This is a genomic window from Psychroserpens damuponensis, from assembly GCF_000826655.1.
Classification (GTDB): Bacteria; Bacteroidota; Bacteroidia; order Flavobacteriales; family Flavobacteriaceae; genus Psychroserpens; species Psychroserpens damuponensis.
The window spans coordinates 503,564-523,594 of record NZ_JXJO01000017.1; the positions used below are offsets into that span (position 1 = coordinate 503,564).

The 20,031-nt window shown below is 33.7% G+C and carries 19 protein-coding genes and 1 pseudogene; 14 read left to right on the forward strand and 6 right to left on the reverse strand.

Going from position 1 to position 20,031, the window contains the following annotated elements:
* Window positions 1-33: 33 nt before the first annotated feature.
* Genes TD29_RS11035 through TD29_RS11050 form a run of 4 tightly spaced genes read right to left on the reverse strand, consistent with a single transcriptional unit; the run spans window position 34 to window position 3,657 of the window.
* A complete protein-coding gene (locus TD29_RS11035) occupies window positions 34-1,386 on the reverse strand; it encodes an MATE family efflux transporter (RefSeq protein ID WP_040280654.1) in 1,353 nt (450 codons plus the stop codon).
* Complete coding sequence (hemH, locus tag TD29_RS11040) at window positions 1,386-2,432, reverse strand: ferrochelatase (RefSeq protein WP_040280655.1); 1,047 nt, start codon at window positions 2,430-2,432, stop codon at window positions 1,386-1,388. The genes TD29_RS11035 and hemH overlap by 1 nt, the downstream gene beginning before the upstream one ends.
* Window positions 2,433-2,460: 28 nt before the next feature.
* Entirely contained in the window at window positions 2,461-3,036 is a 576-nt protein-coding gene (locus tag TD29_RS11045) for a hypothetical protein (RefSeq protein ID WP_040280657.1), read from the reverse strand.
* Between the two features lie 24 nt (window positions 3,037-3,060).
* Window positions 3,061-3,657, reverse strand: coding sequence for a hypothetical protein (locus TD29_RS11050; RefSeq protein WP_040280658.1), 597 nt, complete (start codon window positions 3,655-3,657; stop codon window positions 3,061-3,063).
* A 276-nt stretch (window positions 3,658-3,933) separates the two neighbouring features.
* Here TD29_RS11050 and TD29_RS11055 point away from each other — a divergent pair, with 276 nt between their 5' ends.
* On the forward strand, window positions 3,934-4,356 hold the full coding sequence (locus tag TD29_RS11055; RefSeq protein ID WP_316931855.1) for a DUF6705 family protein: 423 nt from the start codon (window positions 3,934-3,936) through the stop codon (window positions 4,354-4,356).
* Window positions 4,357-4,474: 118 nt separating this feature from the next.
* On the opposite strand, the gene TD29_RS11060 is transcribed toward TD29_RS11055, so the two are convergent.
* Window positions 4,475-5,368, reverse strand: a complete 894-nt coding sequence (locus TD29_RS11060; protein WP_040280660.1) for a helix-turn-helix transcriptional regulator — start codon at window positions 5,366-5,368, stop codon at window positions 4,475-4,477.
* A gap of 196 nt (window positions 5,369-5,564) precedes the next feature.
* On the opposite strand from TD29_RS11060, the gene hemA reads away from it, so the two are divergent.
* The 8 genes and pseudogenes from hemA (at window position 5,565) to TD29_RS11100 (ending at window position 12,888) form a co-directional block, all read left to right on the forward strand.
* Window positions 5,565-6,827, forward strand: coding sequence for a glutamyl-tRNA reductase (gene hemA, locus TD29_RS11065; protein WP_040280661.1), 1,263 nt, complete (start codon window positions 5,565-5,567; stop codon window positions 6,825-6,827).
* On the forward strand, window positions 6,820-8,403 hold the full coding sequence (hemC, locus tag TD29_RS11070) for a hydroxymethylbilane synthase (protein WP_040280663.1): 1,584 nt from the start codon (window positions 6,820-6,822) through the stop codon (window positions 8,401-8,403). Before hemA ends, hemC begins: the two co-directional genes overlap by 8 nt.
* 94 nt (window positions 8,404-8,497) lie before the next feature.
* Window positions 8,498-8,854, forward strand: a pseudogene (locus TD29_RS11075) (four helix bundle protein).
* A 57-nt stretch (window positions 8,855-8,911) separates the two neighbouring features.
* A complete protein-coding gene (gene hemE, locus TD29_RS11080; protein WP_040280738.1) occupies window positions 8,912-9,943 on the forward strand; it encodes a uroporphyrinogen decarboxylase in 1,032 nt (343 codons plus the stop codon).
* Window positions 9,944-10,079: 136 nt separating this feature from the next.
* Window positions 10,080-10,847: an EI24 domain-containing protein gene (locus TD29_RS11085; protein ID WP_040280665.1), complete on the forward strand. Its 768-nt coding sequence runs from the start codon at window positions 10,080-10,082 to the stop codon at window positions 10,845-10,847.
* Window positions 10,847-11,383, forward strand: a complete 537-nt coding sequence (locus tag TD29_RS11090; RefSeq protein WP_040280666.1) for a GNAT family N-acetyltransferase — start codon at window positions 10,847-10,849, stop codon at window positions 11,381-11,383. Before TD29_RS11085 ends, TD29_RS11090 begins: the two co-directional genes overlap by 1 nt.
* 214 nt (window positions 11,384-11,597) lie before the next feature.
* Window positions 11,598-12,500: an oxygen-dependent coproporphyrinogen oxidase gene (gene hemF, locus TD29_RS11095; protein WP_040280739.1), complete on the forward strand. Its 903-nt coding sequence runs from the start codon at window positions 11,598-11,600 to the stop codon at window positions 12,498-12,500.
* Between the two features lies 1 nt (window position 12,501).
* Entirely contained in the window at window positions 12,502-12,888 is a 387-nt protein-coding gene (locus TD29_RS11100) for a YchJ family protein (RefSeq protein ID WP_040280667.1), read from the forward strand.
* 19 nt (window positions 12,889-12,907) lie between these two features.
* Here the strand turns inward: TD29_RS11100 and TD29_RS11105 are convergent, their stop codons facing one another.
* Window positions 12,908-15,544 (reverse strand): DEAD/DEAH box helicase family protein, encoded by a 2,637-nt coding sequence (locus TD29_RS11105; RefSeq protein WP_040280668.1) that lies wholly within the window; start codon window positions 15,542-15,544, stop codon window positions 12,908-12,910.
* Between the two features lie 216 nt (window positions 15,545-15,760).
* Between TD29_RS11105 and hemB the strand changes: the two genes are divergently transcribed.
* The 5 genes from hemB to TD29_RS11130 are packed head-to-tail and all read left to right on the forward strand — an operon-like array spanning window position 15,761 to window position 20,026.
* On the forward strand, window positions 15,761-16,750 hold the full coding sequence (gene hemB / locus TD29_RS11110; RefSeq protein WP_040280669.1) for a porphobilinogen synthase: 990 nt from the start codon (window positions 15,761-15,763) through the stop codon (window positions 16,748-16,750).
* A 29-nt stretch (window positions 16,751-16,779) separates the two neighbouring features.
* Window positions 16,780-17,862 carry a CNNM domain-containing protein gene (locus tag TD29_RS11115; protein WP_040280670.1) on the forward strand — a complete coding sequence of 361 codons (1,083 nt, stop codon included), beginning with the start codon at window positions 16,780-16,782 and terminating at the stop codon, window positions 17,860-17,862.
* 3 nt (window positions 17,863-17,865) lie between these two features.
* A complete protein-coding gene (locus tag TD29_RS11120) occupies window positions 17,866-18,339 on the forward strand; it encodes a methylated-DNA--[protein]-cysteine S-methyltransferase (protein ID WP_040280671.1) in 474 nt (157 codons plus the stop codon).
* Window positions 18,339-18,857, forward strand: coding sequence for a DUF4442 domain-containing protein (locus tag TD29_RS11125; RefSeq protein ID WP_040280672.1), 519 nt, complete (start codon window positions 18,339-18,341; stop codon window positions 18,855-18,857). Before TD29_RS11120 ends, TD29_RS11125 begins: the two co-directional genes overlap by 1 nt.
* Before the next feature lie 14 nt (window positions 18,858-18,871).
* A complete protein-coding gene (locus tag TD29_RS11130; RefSeq protein ID WP_040280673.1) occupies window positions 18,872-20,026 on the forward strand; it encodes a serine hydrolase domain-containing protein in 1,155 nt (384 codons plus the stop codon).
* The last annotated feature ends 5 nt before the right edge of the window (window positions 20,027-20,031 follow it).

Here is a 20,031-nt window from a genome sequence, read left to right on the forward strand (position 1 = left end):
TTTGATTGCTTTAAAAATAAGCATAAAAAAATACTATGTGATACTCGGATTCAATTTTAACCTCATTTCACGACGCAAGAAGAACCACGTCACAATGGTTGACAATACATCTGCTATTGGAAATGACATCCAAATACCCAATTCGCCAAAATAAAGTGGCAAAATATACATTAAGGGTATGAAAAAAATTGCTTGCCTTGTCAATGTTAATATTAAAGCCGGTAATGCTTTACCAACGGCCTGAAAATAAGCTGCACCAATAAGTTGAATTGCTAAAATAGGAATTGCCGCAAAGGCTAAACGCATATTGTTTGGAGTTACATTTATAACAGCAATATCTGTTGTAAACGATTTAGTAATAACCTCTGGAAATATCATTAAGACAATAAATACAATTGCTGCAAGCACAGTTGCATATTTAATTGCGGTATAAATAACTGCTTTAACACGATCATATTGCTCGGCACCAAAATTGAAGCCTGCAATTGGAATAAACCCTTGGGTAATCCCAAAAACTGGAAATAAAGCAAACATGCTCAACCTCCCAACAATAGCATAAGCAGTTACTGAAGTTTCGCCTCCAAAATCGAAAAGGGCATTATTAACAAGCAAAAATGTCACACTTACAACGGCTTGTCTTGCCAAGGTTACAAAACCCAAAGAACCAATTTCTGAAACAATGGCTTTATCTAATTTAAAGTGAGCGGTATTGATTTTTAATTCGGAATTTTTAGATAAAAAATACCATAGAATAAAAAGAAAAGCAACGATATAAGATCCAGTTGTAGCCCAAGCTGCACCTGCCATACCATAGTCTAAGACATTGATAAAAATATAATCTAACAGTAAGTTTCCTACGGAAGGAATTAACATGGCATACATCGCAAATTTAGGGTTACCTTCGGCTCTAATCACATTATTTCCTAGCATGACAAAGCCCAAAACAGGAACGCCATATAAGATAATTTCATAATAAATTTTTGCAGGATCATAAATAGAACCTTTACCACCAAAAGCAGGAATAAGCGTCTCTACAAAATAGAGTCCAAAAACAGCAAATGAAATTGTAAATAAAAATGTAAGTGTAATTTGGTTTCCAAAGGTTGTTAACGCCTTGGGTTTATTTTCAGCTCCTAAAGCACGAGAAATAATTGACGATCCTCCAACACCAATTGCCATACCTAATGCTGCTATAAAAAAGGAAACAGGAAGCACAACATTTATGGCTGCGATTGCTGTTGAACCAATCCAATTTCCGACGAAAATTGTATCAACCAAAATATTGAGTGACATCACCAAAATACCTATAGATGCAGGAACGGCTTGTTTAATAAGCAGTGAACCTATGGGTTGGGTTCCTAAATCTTTTGATGATGTTTTTGCCATTATACAGTAACGGTTTCAGCTTTTGCCCAATCGTTAATCCAGTTAGAGAGTAAGTCTACAAACTCCTTATCGTCATTTAAACAAGGGACTGTTGTGAAGTCTTGTCCTCCCATTTCGTGAAAAATCTCTTGACCTTCCATAGCGATTTCTTCAAGTGTCTCTAAACAATCACTTACAAAGGCAGGTGTTACAATTGCCATTTTTTTAAGACCTTCTTTACCCATACGCTCAATAGTACGATCTGTATAAGGTTGTAACCATGGATCAAACCCTAAACGCGATTGAAAGGAGGTTGAGAAGGTACCTTCTTTAAGGTTTAGCTTTTCACCAACCAATCTTGTGACTTCTTTACATTGATGTTTATAGCAAAACTCATGAGCTGGAGATGGCGTTTTACAGCATACACAGTTTTCTTTATCACTTGGCTTACAGTGTGAATTTGTAATATCGCTTTTTTTAATATGTCGCTCTGGCACACCATGATAAGAAAACAGTAAGTGCTCATAATCATTACCTTGCAAATGTCTTGCTATAGAATTTGAAAGCACTTCTATATAATCTGGATTGTTATAAAACGGTTTTAAATCTGTTATTTTTAACTGCGGAAAATGAGCTGCTCTAAGCTCTTCTGCTAACACTAAAATAGTCTCAGTTGTTGCCATTGCAAATTGCGGATACAACGGAATAAGAAACACCTCATCAACACCTTTATCTACCAATTCTTGAAGTCCTTTTTTAATGGTCATACTACCATAACGCATTGCTAATGCTACAGGTATGTCTACTTCTTTTTGAATGCCTTTTTGTAACCGCTCAGACAAGACAATTAAAGGCGACCCTTCGTCCCACCATATTTTTTGGTATGCAGCAGCCGATTGTTTAGGACGCGTATTTAATATAATTCCTTTTACAAGTGCTGTTCTTGCTACTAACGGAATATCAATGACACGCTCATCCATTAAAAATTCACCTAAATAGGTTTTAACATCTTTAGGTGTTGGGCTATCTGGCGAGCCTAAATTTACTAGTAAAACTCCTTTTTTCATGTATTTTTATATTTCCGTAGGTATAAATTTAAAATCGATACCCTATTCTAAGATGTAAATTTACAGCGACATCTGGATCATCGTGAAGTACGACATTGTCTTTTTTAAACACATGAGCGTAACCAACTCCAATTCCAGTTTCATAATTAAAATGTTTACCAATATTACGTCTAATTCCCCACGTAGGAACAATTGAGATATCACTTAAAAATATAACGTTATTAGGTTTATTAATAGTAAACCAGTCTGGATGATAACTTGTTTTAATGGAAATAAAATTTCCACTATTACCATCAGTTCGTTTAGATTTTGTTTTTCGCTTATTAAGGTTATAATACCAACGAGGCTCTAAAGTAATTACTGGACCATAAAAAACCGAAACATCTCCATAAACATCTCCTCCTGATATTCCTGTATCGAGCCCAATTTCACTTCTTAAAGCAATAGTATTTGACAATCTAGATTCGTTATGAATCCAAATGCCTAAAAATCCTGTTTGGATTCCAAAAACAGATTTCTCAACACTTTGTTTTGTGGCATCAGTTTGAGAGCTAACAGTTAATGTTAACGCTAAAATAAGGCCTAATACAACGTGTTTTTTCATAACGTTTTCAGATTATGTATTTGATTATTTTTTAATCAACGCTGTTCTTACACTCTCAGGAATGATAGAATCTACTAATTGTTTCATGGCATCGTCATTACCAAGAAATTTCCAACCATCATATTGTGGATCTTTTATGGCAAACATAGTTGCATCCATATTAATAACTAATGACATAGTTTCTGGATCTGAAGTTACGTTTTCTTCTCCAAATTGAGAATTCATTGTAACTTCCATAAACCCTAAAAATGATTTCTGATCTTCAGCAGATTTATCTTTTTCAGACAAAAAGGTCATTTTCATTTTACTATTATAAAATACTGCTGCATATGTAATATTTTCTACAATTTTTTCTTCGGAAACGTTAGTCACATCATTAGATAGAAATTCAATTTTCATATCTGGCGAACTAAACATTTGCTCCATACCTGCTTTCATTTGAGCTCTTGAAGCCATCTCAAACACCTTTGGGTACATATAATCTAAAACGCCATCAAAGTTTTGGGCAGTCATGTAATCGTAATAGGTTTGTGCATTTTTGGTGATTTCTGCTGAGCTAGACTGTGCAAAGCTCGATACTGAAATAAATAATGCAACTAATAATATCTTAAAATGTTTCATAGTGTAGTTTTGTTTTTGCAAAAATACGATAGAATTTTTTAAAGAATAAGTTACCTAATTGAAAATTGGATTTCGCTCAACAGAACCTACACATTACTCATTGCTATTTTAAGAATTAAATAATATCTCATAAATTTGAATTATGATATCGCAATTAGTATCATCTAAAACATGAAACAAATATATTTACCTCTATTAATCCTTACATTAATAATTAGCTCTTGCAAAGCACAAACTGCACCTCTCTAACGAATAGATAGAGATAATCCTGAAGGTATCCATTTTAAAGACTTAGATAATAATCTGAGTGACTTTGTTGGCACTTGGAAATGGCAAAGTAATGACTCTATTATTACTATTGAGTTCCAAAAATGGGAAGATGTATTTTTTGATGACACCAATCAGTATGAAGATATGCTCGTTGGAGCTTATAAATTTACTGTAAATGGTAATGTCATACAAGACAATCTTTCACAACTAAATGATAACTCATTTTACATTTATGATCGCTATTTAGTTGGAAATACAATTTTACACAAAGGGCAATATCCTAAATGCGAAGATTGTGCTGATGACCAACGCCAAGTATTTGTATATTTTACAGACCCAGAACGTGAGTATTTGAATTCTGCCATGGTATTGAGACATACAGTAGATAACGGTGTAGAAAAAAATGAATGTTGTGTTTTACTCTTTTAATTATACTGTCATACCATCTATTGACTCTCCCACAGAGAATAGAATCCCTTATGGAGATTACACATTTATAAAACAATAATTAGTAAAGGCTTAACTAAAAAGTTAAGCCTTTTATTTTTTAACCCAAACCCATCAAATACCGTTTAGGTGTTGTTCCATATTTCTTTTTAAATGCTGAAATAAAATGACTCGATGTGCTGTAACCCACTTTTAAACCCACTTCGTTAACATTATCATTTCCAGCTTCTAGGAGTTTGCGCGCCACTTCCATTTTGTAGTCAAATAAGAAACTAAAAACCGTATCGCCATAAATTTGCTTAAAGCCTTCTTTAAGTTTTTTTAGACTTAGACCTATTTCTTCACTAAGCTCTTGAAGCGTTGGTGGCTCTGCCATACGAGCAATCATAATGTCTTTAGCTTTTCTAATTTTAATGACGTTGGTTTCGTCAACTAAAAATGGACATTGCTCAATATCTGCCTCTTCACTTCTATTAAAATACAAGCTTAATAACTCTAAAGCTTTCCCTTTAAAATAGAGGTTTTTAATAGACGAATTAAGATTGTAGTTTATAATTTGATTAAGCGCAATGGCCATTGATGGTGAAATCTTACCATCTTTATAATATTTCTTGTCTTTATTATCATCACTCAAAAATGTGATATAATCTGCCTCTTGAGAAAAGAGACCATGAAATTTTTTAATCGATACCAAAACAGATACCAACCAGGATTTTGAATGCACTTCTAAATGAATGGGTAAATCGCGTTGTGGATTATAAAGTAATAATGAATTCTCCTCCTGAATTTTTAAACGATAATTACCATTATTAAAAATAAATTCACTTGACCCTTTAATACAATAGTGAAACTGAATAAAATTACTATCAATCTCACGTTCAACAATTTGCACATCGTTGGTTTCATTTTGATACGTTAACACAAAAAATCCCTCATCTAATGACGTTTCATCAAATGAACCTCTAGCGATATTTTTTGAGTCTGAAGTTTCCATAAAATTTTTACTCTTATTTAGATTCGTTCTAAACAAAACCACTTTAAAGCCTTGTCATCACTACAAAAATATGACATTTATCATGTTTTAAGAACAAATAGCCCTAAAAAACCACAAACGATACTAAAAGTTCTTCTAGCGTTGTTTTTTATTGATTTACCTTTTTATTTTTGCTTTGGTAATTTCCAAATCAGGTATGGAGCACTACAATATGTCGAGAGGCACTACATTTTATGCGATTGGGCTAAGCTATAAAAAAGCGGATGCTAAAATTCGTGGTCATTTTAGTTTGGACGAAGATTCAAAACATGCTGTGTTAGAGCAAGCCAAACAAAATGGTATCGAAAGCTTAATCGTAACATCTACTTGTAACAGAACCGAAATTTACGGTTTTGCAGAGCATCCTTTTCAACTCATTCAATTGCTATGCGATAACACTAAAGGAACAGTAGAAGAATTTCAACGCGTCGCTTACGTCTATAAAAATAAAGATGCTATTTCTCACATGTTTCGTGTAGGTTCTGGCTTAGATAGCCAAATTCTTGGAGATTTTGAAATCATTAGCCAGTTAAAAGTAAGCGCACGTTTATCTAAAAAACACAACGTATTCAATCCGTTTTTAGAGCGCCTCGTGAATTCTGTAATTCAAGCTTCAAAACGCATAAAAACAGAAACTGAAATTTCCTCTGGTGCAACATCTGTATCATTTGCTTCTGTTCAATATATCATGAAGTCGATTGATCACGTTTCAGAAAAAAATATTTTACTCTTCGGAACAGGAAAAATAGGAAGAAACACCTGTGAGAATTTAGTAAAACACACTAAAAACCCACACATTACATTAATAAACAGAACAAAAGATAAAGCCGAAGCGATTGCGGGTAAATTTAATTTATTAGTAAAAGATTATTCTCAACTTCAAGAAGAAATTAATTCAAGTGATATTTTAGTTGTTGCCACTGGAGCACAAAACCCGACGGTAGACAAACATTGCATTCAAACTTCTAAGCCGTTATTGATTTTAGACCTTTCCATTCCGAAGAATGTGAATGAAAACGTTTCAGAATTAAACAACGTCACATTAGTACATCTAGATGATTTAGCACAAATCACAGATGACACCTTAGAACGCAGAAAAGCACATATTCCTGTTGCAGAATCTATTATAGAAGATATTAAAACCGAATTTAACGCTTGGTTATCTACACGAAAATTCGCGCCAACCATTAAAGCTTTAAAGCATAAATTAACCGATTTTGCAACTGCAGAATTAGATACGCAACGCAAAAAAATGAGTGATTTCAATGAAGCGCAAGCCGAAGTGATTAGCAACAAAATCATTCAAAAAATCACCAATCATTTTGCACATCATTTAAAAGGCGATGATGTATCTACAGACGATAGCCTAGAACTCATAAAAAAAGTGTTTCAATTAGAAACTACCACAGACAATGTCTAAACTCATTAGAATAGGAACTCGCGATAGCCAATTAGCGCTATGGCAAGCCAAAATTGTACAAAGTCAACTCGAACATTTAGGACATAAAACAGTCTTAGTACCTGTAAAATCTGCAGGTGATATTGTACTTGACAAACCCATTTACGAATTAGGAATTACAGGTGTTTTTACAAAAACATTAGACGTCGCAATGCTTAATGGAGATATCGATATTGCAGTACATTCGCTTAAAGATGTGCCAACGCTGTTACCAAAAGGAATCGTTCAAGCTGCTGTTATAAAACGTGGTAACGTGAGAGATTGTCTTGTTTTTAAAACTAACGAAGAATTTTTATCACAACGCGAAGCTGTAATAGCAACTGGCAGTTTACGTCGTAGAGCACAATGGCTAAATCGTTACCCAACACATACAATGGTTGGTTTACGCGGAAATGTAAATTCTAGATTACAAAAGCTAGAAGATAACAATTGGAATGGTGCCATTTTTGCTGCAGCTGGCTTAGGACGATTAGATCTAAAACCAGAAGAAAGTTTTAACCTAGAATGGATGATACCTGCACCTGCTCAAGGTGCCATTATGGTAACTGCTTTAGAAAGTGATGACGAAACATTAACTGTATTAAAAGAAATAAACCACGAAGAAACAGAAATTGCAACCTCAATAGAACGCAAATTCTTGAACCTTTTAGAAGGTGGTTGCTCTGCTCCAATTGGAGCTTTGGCATTTATAAAAGAAGAAGAGGTTCATTTTCAAGGCATTTTATTAAGCCTTGATGGAACCAAAAAAATTGAAGTACAGCGAACTGTCGCTCTAGGAAAACATCATGATCTAGCTCAATTTTGCGCAGATTATATCATTGAGCGTGGCGGAAACCGTTTAATGGATGCTCTTAAAAAAGGAGATCAAAAAACAAATATATATTCTACTAAATCCCTAACCAAAGATCAAAAACACATGTTTTGTGATGATGTGGTTAGTAATAGTTCAGATTTTATAAAGATTAGTCTAAATCGTATGACACCTACAGTGTTACGACCAATGCCAAAAAATGTCATTATAACAAGTAAAAATGCGGCACAAGCATTGCTTACTAATTTTTCTGCGGAAGACTTAAAATTTGAAAACATGTATTGCGTAGGCGGAAAAACAAAGCGATTTGTAGAACGTAAAATTGGTAAAGTCAAACATACCGAAAAAAGCGCGAAAGCCTTAGCAGAATACCTCGTTGAATATATTGATGGTACCAATGCAACTTATTTTTGTAGCGATTTAAGACTAGATGAATTACCTACAATTTTAGCAGAAAATCATATTGATGTAACTGAAGTAATTGCTTATGAAACAAAATACGACCCTCAAAAAATAGAAGATACTATAGAAGGCGTTATGTTTTACAGTCCATCAACAGTACAAAGTTTCAAAAAAGAAAATGTTGCCGAAGACCATATGATTGCATTTTGTATTGGAGAAACGACAGCAAAAGAAGCTAAAAAACATTTTAAAGATGTGAGAGTTGCTAAGATGCCTACGGTTGAGAGTGTGGTGAAGCTGGTTAATGCGTATTATGAAAAATAGCCTTTCGCTTTTTGCCTTAAGCTTTTAGCTGAAATCATCTTTAATACATTTATTGGTTAAAATTTAAATTAAGTTACCAATACATAATTATAGGATGAGAAATTTTAGAAACCTTGAGATTTGGAAAAACGGAATTGAAATCGTGAAGCAAATTTATTCGTTATCGGATTTTCCACCTTCGGAAGAAAAGTTTGGATTGAAAAGTCAAGTAACACGAGCTTCAATTTCTATTCCATCAAATATTGCAGAAGGCTGAAGTAGAAATAGTGAAATAGAATTTAAGCGTTTTCTTGAAATTGCAATGGGTTCACTTTTTGAAGTTGAAACACAATTGATAATCGCACAAAAATTAGGGTTTCTAACAGCTTCTAATTTAAAAAATATATTTGAGCTTCTTAATAAAGAGGCAAAAATGAAAAATAGTTTAATAAATAAAATTAAAAAGAGCTAGAGTTTATAGACAATGGTGCGAAGCCAACAGCTAAAAACTAATAGCCAACAGCTAATAATGGTAAAAAACGATTTATTTTTAAGAGCATTAAAAGGAGAAACCGTTGAGCGCCCACCAGTTTGGATGATGCGCCAAGCAGGTCGTTATCTTCCAGAATTCATGGAGATCAAAGCTAAGTATGATTTCTTTACACGTTGTCAAACTCCCGAATTAGCTAGCGAAATTACTGTGCAACCCATTCGTCGTTACGGTATGGATGCTGCGATATTATTTTGTGATATCTTGGTGATTCCGCAGGCCATGAATATTGAGGTACAAATGAAACCTAATTTTGGACCGTATTTACCAAATCCTGTGCGTACACAAAAAGATGTCGATAATGTGATTGTACCAGATGTCAAGGAATCTCTTAATTACGTTTATCAAGCTATAAAAGCAACCAAAGAAAAACTAAATGATGAGATCCCTCTCATAGGTTTTGCAGGTTCTCCTTGGACGATTTTATGCTATTGCGTACAAGGTCAAGGTTCTAAAAACTTTGATAAAGCCAAAGAGTTTTGTTTTACAAACCCAATGGCAGCACACCAATTATTGCAAAAAATTACAGATACTACAATTGCTTATTTAAAAGAAAAAGTAAAAGCAGGTTGTAATGCCGTACAAGTGTTTGATTCTTGGGGAGGAATGTTATCTCCTGTAGATTATCAAGAGTTTTCTTGGCAATATATTCAGCAAATTATTGACGCTTTAAAAGACGATGCTCCTGTAATTGCATTTGGTAAAGGGTGTTGGTTTGCATTAGATACCATGGCAAAATCTGGTGCTTCAGCTTTAGGTGTAGACTGGACATGCTCTGCAAAAAATGCTCGTTATTTAACTGGCGGAAACATCACTTTACAAGGTAATTTTGACCCAACCCGTTTATTTTCTCCTCCAAATGAAATTAAGAAAATGGTGACTCAAATGATTAATGACTTCGGAAAAGATAAATATATAGTAAATCTAGGTCATGGTATTTTACCAAATATACCTTTAGACAATGCAAAGGCATTTATTGATGCTGTGAAAGAATATAAAGTGCCATCTTAACACTTATTTCAAAGAGTAAACACTAGATACAGGTTATTAAACCATTTTATTTTTTATTTAAAAACCCTTAAATTGACACTAAATTGAAAATGGGAACCTCAAAAGCAAGAGGTTTTCACTTTTATGTAACTTAGATATGATTAAAAATATTTTACAAGGAATTCAAGCCTATACTGGAGCATTAGCTTTAATATCAAAGCTTAAACTTTGGAAATACTTTTTAGTACCAATCATTATCAGTATGGTTACAGCTTCAGTCATTGCCTTATCTGCCTATGGATTATCAGATAACATCGGGAATTTCTTAGCACAAGTTTGGCCTTGGGATTTTGGAAAAGACACCTTTACTTGGATTTCTACTTTTATAGGAGCTATCGTAGTTATCGCTATAGGCTTAATACTTTACAAGCACATCATCATGGCATTTTCTGCACCATTTATGAGTCCGGTTTCAGAAAAAATTGAAGCACATCTCACAGGTATAGAAAAGCATCATCACCGACCAACCTCTTTTAAAGAACAACTTTGGAGAGGTATTAGAATCAACGTTAGAAACTTAGCCAAAGAGCTATTAATTACAGTACCTCTGTTATTACTCAAATTTATACCTGTAGTTAATATCTTTTCTACAGTTTTATTATTTATGGTACAAGCCTACTACGCAGGTTTTGGTAATATGGATTATACACTAGAACGTCATTTTAAATATAAAGATAGCGTTCAATTTATTAGAAAACATCGTGGTATTGCTATTGGCAATGGTCTAGTTTTTATTCTTTTCCTCCTCATACCGTTTATAGGTGTAATTTTGGTTTTACCAATGAGCGTTACTGCTGCATCTATTAAAACAGTAGAGTTATTAAAACAAGATGAGCTCTTAAACACAACTAAACCCATAGTGTAATGATTGCTCAATTTGATGGTTTTGAAATTAATGCAATCCATGAAGGCGATGCGTGGAAAATCTGTAACTTAATGGTAGCTAATGCAGACCGTTTTAAACGCTATTTTCCGAAGACATTAGAACAAAATTTAAATCCAACCTTGTCCCAACTATTTGTTGAAAATAAGGTAAAGCGATTTATTAATAAAGAAGAATTTGTGTTTACTTTAAAATCTTCAAAAACGAGAGAACTCGCAAGTATCATCTATATTAAAGAATTAGATTGGACCAAAAAACAAGGTGAATTTGCCTACTGTATTGGCTACACATTTGAAGGCCAAGGGCTAACATCAAAAACCATAAACTATTTATCGCATTATGCTTTTGAAACCTTAAAACTTCAAACCCTACAAATCATTGTGCATAACGATAATATTGCAAGTACAAAAGTAGCTTTAAACAATGGCTTTATTTGGCAAAAAACATTAAAGAACGAATATACTCCTATTGGTGAAGCGCCTTTAGATATGGAGTTGTATGAATTACATAAAAACTAAAACATCCTGCAAGGTTTCAAAAACCTTTTAGGTTTATAAAATAGGTAAAACATAAAGTTAAACAACTTAAAAAACAGTTATTTCAATCATATTTATATAAAAGGCGTCAATGGTTATTTGATTTTTAACAAGCGCCTTTGAATATGGAATAATATAATTGATTATCCTGCAAGGTTTTGAAAACCTTGCAAGAGAAAATAAATTTGATATCACTATGAAAGATAAATTCTTCAAATACATACACGAGTTACAAGACAGCATTGTTGCTGGCTTAGAAAAAATAGATGGTAAAGCAACATTTCAAGAAGATCTTTGGAAACGACCAGAAGGTGGTGGTGGCAGAACCAGAGTTATTGAAAACGGTAACGTTTTTGAAAAAGGAGGTGTTAATATTTCTGGTGTACATGGTAAACTCCCAGATTCTATGCAAACCTACTTTGGCGTAGAAGATGCCGATTTTTTCGCCTGCGGATTAAGCTTAGTCTTACACCCTAAAAACCCAATGGTACCAACAGTACATGCCAATTGGCGCTATTTTGAAATGTATGATAAAGATGGGAATATTGTTGACCAATGGTTTGGTGGCGGACAAGACCTAACACCATATTATCTCTTTGAAGAGGACGCCAAGCATTTTCACCAAACCTGTAAAACAGCCTGCGATAAGCATAATCCAGAATTTTATCCAAAATACAAAGCACGTTGTGATGAGTATTTTTATAATACACATAGAAATGAAGGTCGTGGACTTGGCGGATTATTTTTTGATTACTGCAAAGCAACAGATGATATGAGCATGCAAAATTGGTATGATTTCGTCACTCAAGTTGGTGATAGTTTTCTAGAAGCTTACATCCCTATTGTTGAAAAACGCAAAGATTTAGAATACACAAAATCACAACGCGATTGGCAAGAAATTAGACGTGGTCGTTATGTAGAATTTAATTTGGTACATGATAAAGGCACATTATTTGGCTTAAAAACCAATGGTCGTATTGAAAGCATTTTAATGAGCTTACCACCTCACGTACAATGGGTTTATGATCATCATCCCGAAGCAGGTAGCGAAGAAGAAAAGCTAGTACAAGTATTACAAAACCCTAAAAATTGGGTATAATATGAATTGTTACTGCGGAAATATTAAAACCTACACAACCTGTTGCCAAGTATTTCATTTAAATCCTAAAAAAACACAAACTGCCGAACAACTTATGCGTTCTCGCTACAGCGCATTCGTGCTAGCTGATGGTGATTATTTAATGGCAACACATCACAGCTCTACACGACCAATTAAAGAAAAAAAAGCCATTGTAAAATGGGCAAAATCTGTGCAATGGATTAAATTGGAAGTTATCGAAACCACTAAAGGCTCTGAAAAAGACACAGAAGGCACAGTCACTTTTAACGCCTATTTTTTTGAAAACGGTAAAGCAGATACCATCCATGAAAAATCTGCATTTATTAAAGAAAATAACCAATGGTTTTATTTGGGTTTAAGCTCATAACATTATACCCTTTTCTATTTTACTTCCAAACTAACACCTCTTTAGTCACTTCCTTAAATGCATTATAAACGTGAAACAATCTTGCTTTGAGCAGTAATTTTCTACCTTCTATACTTCTAGTGTAAACTAGTTTGTTTCTACCCAGATTATCTCTCCAATGCTTTTGAAACACTAATGCTTTTTCTTTTTTGTCACCAAAAATTTCGGGTACAGCATAGAAATTCTCAAGATCTAAACGCTTTCTAAACACATTAGTTTTAATTATTAAATATCGAGGCGAATCTATAGGTTCTAACAATTGCGTTAGCGCCTTAGAAAATAAAGCGTTTTCAAAAGCATTTGCACCAACTAAATTACAAACAACATCGCCTTTATTAGCTAAATAAGAATGTACAGTAATAGAATCTCTATGAGACGTCAAATAATCCAACTCATTTAATGTGTCTAAAATTGCATCACCCATTTTACCTATTTTTTTATATAAATAACCGTGTTTTATGTACAATTTTACGGCCTTAAATAACTTGTAGCCAAATGTGGCAACAAAAGCAGCTAATAACGCATAAATAAAATAGACAACTCCTCTCTGCAATACAAGATGAAAGCTTTCTATAGCAAATTGAACATAAAAAAGCATCATGGCAAAAAACAACTCTGCAATAAAAAACTTTAACGCATCAAAATAATAGATTTGGTGCTGCTTTTTAAAAGGTAAACTATCCTGTTTTATAATTTTGACTTCTTTGGTGAGTTTGGTACCTTTACCAATAGCATTATTCCATTTTTTAGAAACTACATTTCGGTTTGTTGCTTGTTTTATGGTAGTTTCATTAAGTGTTTCTATAGATTCTACTGTGATTTCTTCAGGTATATCTAAACGATCAAAACCATTAGATATATAAGGAATTGTAGAATTAGTTACACCAACAAATGCTTCAAAACGTCGTTTTAAGGTATCTACTTCTTTGCCTCCATCTCGATCTGTTGGATCCACACAAGCTAAATGCCAAATGTTTCCAGTTTTTTGAGGTGCATTTACATCTTTTCTAATAGCTCTACCTCGCATTTGATTTGATGACACAAACGAACCAATAAAAGAGGCGAGAATTAAACTATTAATTGATGGTGCATCCCAACCTTCACCAAGTAAGGATTTTGTACCTATTAAAACTTTAATACTTCCGTTTTCAAAAAGTTGAGTTATGATATTAACTATAGTGTTTTTAGATTTTCCTTTCGCTGTAACTAAAACAAAAGCGTTATCAATTTCCAATTCTGAAAATGAAAAATTTTCAAGACTTGTAATCAACTCAAAAGCACTTAAAATAGAGTTGTGAATAATTACTATACTACCTGAAAGCACTGCTAATTCTTCTGGATGATCACAATACAATCTTACATATTGAAAAATAGGAATGACACCTATTTTGTTAATGTCGTTTATCTTTTCCGAAGGGATGTTTAAAAACTCTTTACGAATATAATCGGTTAAAATCACGCAGTTTAAATCTGCTTGTAAACTCTCGCGCTCAGCATTTACAATACTTACAATGCTTTTAAGTTTGCTAGGACTGTTTGATAAGGATTTATAAAGCAGTTGCTCATCAACAAAATCTATTGTATTTCGCTCAAATACATTGAGGCGTCTTAATCTTTTTTCTAAGGTTAAAATATAGTCTTCGTGCGCTATGAGTTGTTCTCTATCTGTGACTAAAATATTTTGAAGCAACACAGCTAGCCATGTTAAATCTAGCTCTGGAAATTGGATCATTTCACTCTGATCAAATCCTAAAACTTCGAGCTTTTGATGATCGATTTCGAATCCGCACGCATGAAGAAAAATCAAAATAGCTGAGAAATATGGTGTATTAGCATACAACTCGTCTAGATGCCAATTAGGATTTTTGTAAAAGCGATGTGTTGTTATAAACGAGATAAAGTCCTCATCTTGTAAAATTTCATCATGAAAATTAGCAATTTGACGTCTATAATCTACAATAAAGTTGATTTCTAAATCTTCTGGTTTTGAGAAAAACACGTAATCTTGATGCGGACACAAATCTCTTTCGCGTACTAAATCTGGCACTGCAATTTCATCATCAACCTCACCACATAATGTAAAATATTTAGACACCTCAGCCCTACTGCTATCGTAAGGTGGTGTTGCTGTGAGCGCTACTGTGTAAAATTGGCTATTGCGTTTTAAATCCATTAAACACGTCCACCACGCATTTTTTAAATGGTGTGCTTCATCTAAAACCAAGGTCTCAATATTATGCGTTTTAAAAAATTGATAATAGTCGTTTTTGTCTTCAAATGTTTTATAAAATGCGTGTAAGGATTGATAGGTAGAAAATGTAATATCGCTTGGAGATTTTATATCAAACGACAAAGCTTTAAAGTGAGCTGTTTCAGTAAAAAAAGATTGCAAACGATTTTCCCATTGATTTCTAATGGTTAATGTTGGCGCCAGGATTAATGTTTTTTTACCAAGTTTTCTCAAAATCTCAATGCCCAAAATTGTTTTTCCAGATCCTGGAGGTGCAATCACATGAAAATGATTGTCGGCAATATGACTATTAAAATGTTTTAAAAGTTCGGCTTGATAACTTCTCCACGGAAACTTAAATTCTAGAGTATCTAGTGATTTAATCAATCTAAAAATGGTTATAATACTAATTATTAAATAAAAAGAATCTAATAATTTGTTTCTATTGCTTACTTATTTCAATATAAAATATAACCTCAACCCAAGCTATGCTTAGATTTTCTATTTCATACGAATACAATATAATTCAAATTCTTTTTAGCTCCTTTTCATCCTAAAATTGGTATATTCATTAACTTTGTAATCTATAAAAGTAAGAAAAAAATGTATCCATTAAGAAGAAACCGAAGATTAAGAACCAATGCATCTATAAGAAACTTAGTTAGAGAAACCATCATTTCGCCTAACGATTTTCTTGTCCCTTTATTTGTAGTTGAGGGCAAAGGGACAAAGCAAGAAATCCCATCAATGCCAAATTATTATCGGTTTAGTTTAGACTTACTAGAACACGAGGTTAAAGAACTTTGGAAACTAGGTTTACAGTCTGTTTTATTATTTGTAAAAGTGCCTGATAACTTAAAAGACAATAAAGGCACTGAGGCTTTAAATCCTAACGGACTCATGCAACGTGCCATCAAAACGGTAAAGAATGTGTGTCCAGGAATGTTAGTTATGACAGATGTTGCACTAGATCCTTACTCGTCTTTTGGCCATGATGGTATAATTTCCGAAGGAAAAATAATTAACGATGATACGGTTGATGTTTTAGCTGAAATGAGCCTGTCGCACGCTCAGGCTGGAGCCGATTTTGTTGCGCCAAGCGATATGATGGATGGTCGTATTTTAGCCATTCGCGAAGCTTTAGAAGATGATGGTTTTACAGACACTGGTATTATGAGTTACTCTGCAAAATATGCCTCTGCATTTTATGGACCTTTTCGTGATGCATTAGACTCTGCTCCTGCTGATGTTAAGGATATACCTAAAGATAAGAAATCATATCAAATGGATTATGCTAATCGTTTTGAAGCGCTTAAAGAAACCGAAATGGATATCGATGAAGGTGCAGATATCGTGATGGTAAAACCAGGATTGTGTTATTTAGATATTGTTAGAGAAATTAAAAACGACGTAGATGTTCCTGTTGCGGTATACCAAGTCTCTGGAGAATACGCCATGCTTAAAGCTGCTGCCGAAAAAGGATGGTTAGACCATGATGCAGTGATGATGGAACAAATTACAGCCATTAAACGTGCTGGAGCAGATGTAATTGCGAGTTACTTTGCTAAAGATGTTGTGAAATTATTATCGTAAATTAGCCACAAATAAACCAAAACAAATCCATGGGATTACTTATATTTTACGGTGTTATATCCATATTTTTCTCTTTTTTATGTTCCATTTTAGAAGCTGTTCTTTTAAGTGTTACACCTACATTTATAAATGTTAAAAAGCAAGAAGGCAAACACTACGCAGACGATTTAGAAGCCTTAAAAAAAGATGTCGATAGACCTTTAATTGCTATCCTTACTTTAAACACCATTGCACACACTGTTGGCGCAATACTCGTTGGTAAAGAAGCCGAAGGTCTTTATGGAAGTGGTGATGGTTATGGTGTATTTATCGTCTCTGCAGTGATGACCATTTTAATATTAGTGGCTTCGGAAATCATCCCAAAAACCATTGGTGCCACTTACTGGAAAAGCTTAGCTAACTTCACAACCAAAGCCTTAAAGGTTTTGATATTCCCTTTAAAATGGACAGGTTTATTATGGATCATGCAACTCACCACAAAATTAATTGGCGGTAAAGGTCACGGAAGTGTGCTAAGTAGAGAAGGCTTTTTAGTTATGGCAGATATGGCTCATGAAGAAGGTGTGTTTCAAGAAAATGAAAGCAAAATCATTAAAAACTTATTAAACTTTAAAGAGGTTCTAGCCAAAGATGTAATGACACCAAGAACGGTTATGAAATCTGAAGATCATAATACAACGGTTGCCGACTTTTTTAGCAAAAATATGGATTTGCGTTTTTCTAGAGTTCCAATTTATGTGGATAATCCTGACAATATCAAAGGGCTTGTTTTAAAAGATGAAATCTTTAAAGAAATGGCTTTAAATAATGGGTCTAAAAGATTATCTGAACTCAAAAGAGATATTATAGTTGTTGAGCGCAATTTACCTATACCTAAGTTATTTGAAAAGCTTGTAGAAAGCAGAAATCATATGGCTTTAGTGGTAGACGAGTATGGATCTGTAAGCGGTATTGTTACCATGGAAGATGTTATTGAAACGTTATTAGGTATGGAGATTATGGACGAAAGCGATAATGTTTCAGACTTGCAACATATGGCTAGAAAAAGCTGGGAAGCTAGAGCAAAAAAACTAGGCATTATTGACGAGAATCCTTCCGAAGAAAACGAATAAATAATGGAAACCTGCATCATTAAATCCCCTTTAGGTTTTACCAAAATTTGTGGTGATGATGATGGCATTTCTCAGGTAACAATTTTAAATTCTGAAGACAAAGAAACCGATATTATTCCCGCTCAATTAGAAGATTGTGTCATCCAACTCAGAGAATATTTTGAAGGTACTCGTACCACTTTTGATTTAAAACTAAATGCGCAAGGCACAGCTTTTCAAAATGTTATTTGGGAACTCCTTCAAGAAATACCTTACGGCAAAACGATTTCTTATTTACAGCTATCAAAACGTTTAGGCGATGTTAAAGCCATACGAGCTGTTGCTAATGCCAACGGTAAAAATCCATTATGGATTATCGTGCCATGCCATCGTGTGATTGGTAGTGATGGTAAATTAACAGGATATGCTGGCGGAATACATCGAAAGCAATGGCTAATTGAGCATGAAAGCCCGTACAAACAACAATCACTTTTTTAATGTATAAAGTATTAACTAATTTTTTAAATCGCTTTTTTAAACCTGCAACTATCTATAAATACGGGCTCAATTGGTCACCAATGTATCGTAGAAGTACTGCTAGAGTTATAGAAGTAAGTGATGATTTGCATAAAGTGGTTATTACAATGAAACCGAGTTGGAAAAACCGTAATTATGTAGGTTCAATTTTTGGAGGCAGCATGTTATCTGCAACCGATCCTATTTATATGATTCAGCTCATGCAAATATTAGGAGACGATTATGTGGTTTGGGACAAAGCTGTTGAAGCACGCTATAAAAAACCTGCCAAAAGTAAAATATTTGGTGAGTTTATCTTTTCCGAAGAAGACATTATAACTATAAAACAAGATCTTGAAAAAAAGAATGAAATAGACCTCGTTAAATCGATGAATCTTGTTGACGACAAGCGCCAAATTATAGCTACGTTTAACAAAACCATGTACGTCGCCAAAAAACAATTTTACAAAGAAAAACTTAAACAACGTCAAGCTAATTAATACCTTAGTACTCTATGAAATTTATAAAAAAATTCCTCAAGTGGTTTTCAATTACCATTTTAACTTTAGTCTTATTACTTTATGTTTTTGATTATGATTACATATTAAAAGGCGTTCGTGTGGTTTATTTTACAGGTCATAACACTGCATTTATTGATGATTTCCCTTATTTTGAAAATGATACCATACAAAAAGGAACTAAAACAGATGCTTGGGCAATTCATAAAAACTACAATACAGTTGATGCCACCTCAGCATTAGAAACTTCTAATCTAGATTGGGGAACTGTAGCTTATTTAATCATTAAAAATGATAGTATTTGGTTTGAAAAATACTATGATGGTTTTGATGAGAATTCAAAAACAAACTCCTTTTCTATGGCAAAAAGTTATGTGTCTGGCTTATTAGGAAAAGCAATCATGGATGGTCATATTAAAAGTCTAGATCAACCCTTAAGTGATTTTTATCCAGAGTATAGCTATGCAAAAACAACCGTTGGTGATTTGGCATCTATGGCCTCTGGTTTGGATTGGGTAGAAAGTTATACCAGTCCGTTTTCTGTGACTGCAAGAGCTAACTATGACGATGACCTAGCCGAAACTATTTTAAACCAAAAAGTGGTTAAAACACCAGGTGTTGAATACGAATATTTAAGTGGCAGCACTCAATTATTAGGCATGGTCATTGAAAAAGCAACAGGCAAAACACTGTCTAATTACTTATCTGAGAGCTTCTGGAAACCTCTAGGCTCAAAGGACAATGCCATTTGGCAATTAGACGATGAAGATCATAGATTAGCCAAAGCATTTTGTTGTATTGGTAGTAATGCTAAAGATTTTGCACGCTTTGGTAAATTGTATAAAGACTTCGGAAAATGGAATGGGCAACAAGTTCTAGATTCTTCATTTGTAGCTAAGTCTATCACACCACGTTTTCCTGCAAATCCAGTGTATGGTTACGGATTTTGGATTTATGATTACAAAGGAAAAGAGTTTTTTATGATGCGTGGTCATTTAGGACAATATGTAATCGTTCAACCCGAAGACAATGTTATTATTGTTAGATTAGGTCATCGTAAATCTCCAGATAATAATACGCATGTTTTTAGCAACGATATTTCGTTGTATATTGACGAAGGGTATAACATGTTAGGACAATCTCTAAACTAAAAATT

Coding starts and splice junctions, on each gene's coding strand:
- TD29_RS11035 (WP_040280654.1), bottom strand. CDS start 1,386: ATGGCAAAAACATCATCAAAAGATTTAGGAACCCAACCCATAGGTTCA.
- hemH (WP_040280655.1), bottom strand. CDS start 2,432: ATGAAAAAAGGAGTTTTACTAGTAAATTTAGGCTCGCCAGATAGCCCA.
- TD29_RS11045 (WP_040280657.1), bottom strand. CDS start 3,036: ATGAAAAAACACGTTGTATTAGGCCTTATTTTAGCGTTAACATTAACT.
- TD29_RS11050 (WP_040280658.1), bottom strand. CDS start 3,657: ATGAAACATTTTAAGATATTATTAGTTGCATTATTTATTTCAGTATCG.
- TD29_RS11060 (WP_040280660.1), bottom strand. CDS start 5,368: ATGGAAACTTCAGACTCAAAAAATATCGCTAGAGGTTCATTTGATGAA.
- hemA (WP_040280661.1), top strand. CDS start 5,565: ATGGAGCACTACAATATGTCGAGAGGCACTACATTTTATGCGATTGGG.
- hemC (WP_040280663.1), top strand. CDS start 6,820: ATGTCTAAACTCATTAGAATAGGAACTCGCGATAGCCAATTAGCGCTA.
- hemE (WP_040280738.1), top strand. CDS start 8,912: ATGGTAAAAAACGATTTATTTTTAAGAGCATTAAAAGGAGAAACCGTT.
- TD29_RS11085 (WP_040280665.1), top strand. CDS start 10,080: ATGATTAAAAATATTTTACAAGGAATTCAAGCCTATACTGGAGCATTA.
- TD29_RS11090 (WP_040280666.1), top strand. CDS start 10,847: ATGATTGCTCAATTTGATGGTTTTGAAATTAATGCAATCCATGAAGGC.
- hemF (WP_040280739.1), top strand. CDS start 11,598: ATGAAAGATAAATTCTTCAAATACATACACGAGTTACAAGACAGCATT.
- TD29_RS11100 (WP_040280667.1), top strand. CDS start 12,502: ATGAATTGTTACTGCGGAAATATTAAAACCTACACAACCTGTTGCCAA.
- hemB (WP_040280669.1), top strand. CDS start 15,761: ATGTATCCATTAAGAAGAAACCGAAGATTAAGAACCAATGCATCTATA.
- TD29_RS11115 (WP_040280670.1), top strand. CDS start 16,780: ATGGGATTACTTATATTTTACGGTGTTATATCCATATTTTTCTCTTTT.
- TD29_RS11120 (WP_040280671.1), top strand. CDS start 17,866: ATGGAAACCTGCATCATTAAATCCCCTTTAGGTTTTACCAAAATTTGT.
- TD29_RS11125 (WP_040280672.1), top strand. CDS start 18,339: ATGTATAAAGTATTAACTAATTTTTTAAATCGCTTTTTTAAACCTGCA.
- TD29_RS11130 (WP_040280673.1), top strand. CDS start 18,872: ATGAAATTTATAAAAAAATTCCTCAAGTGGTTTTCAATTACCATTTTA.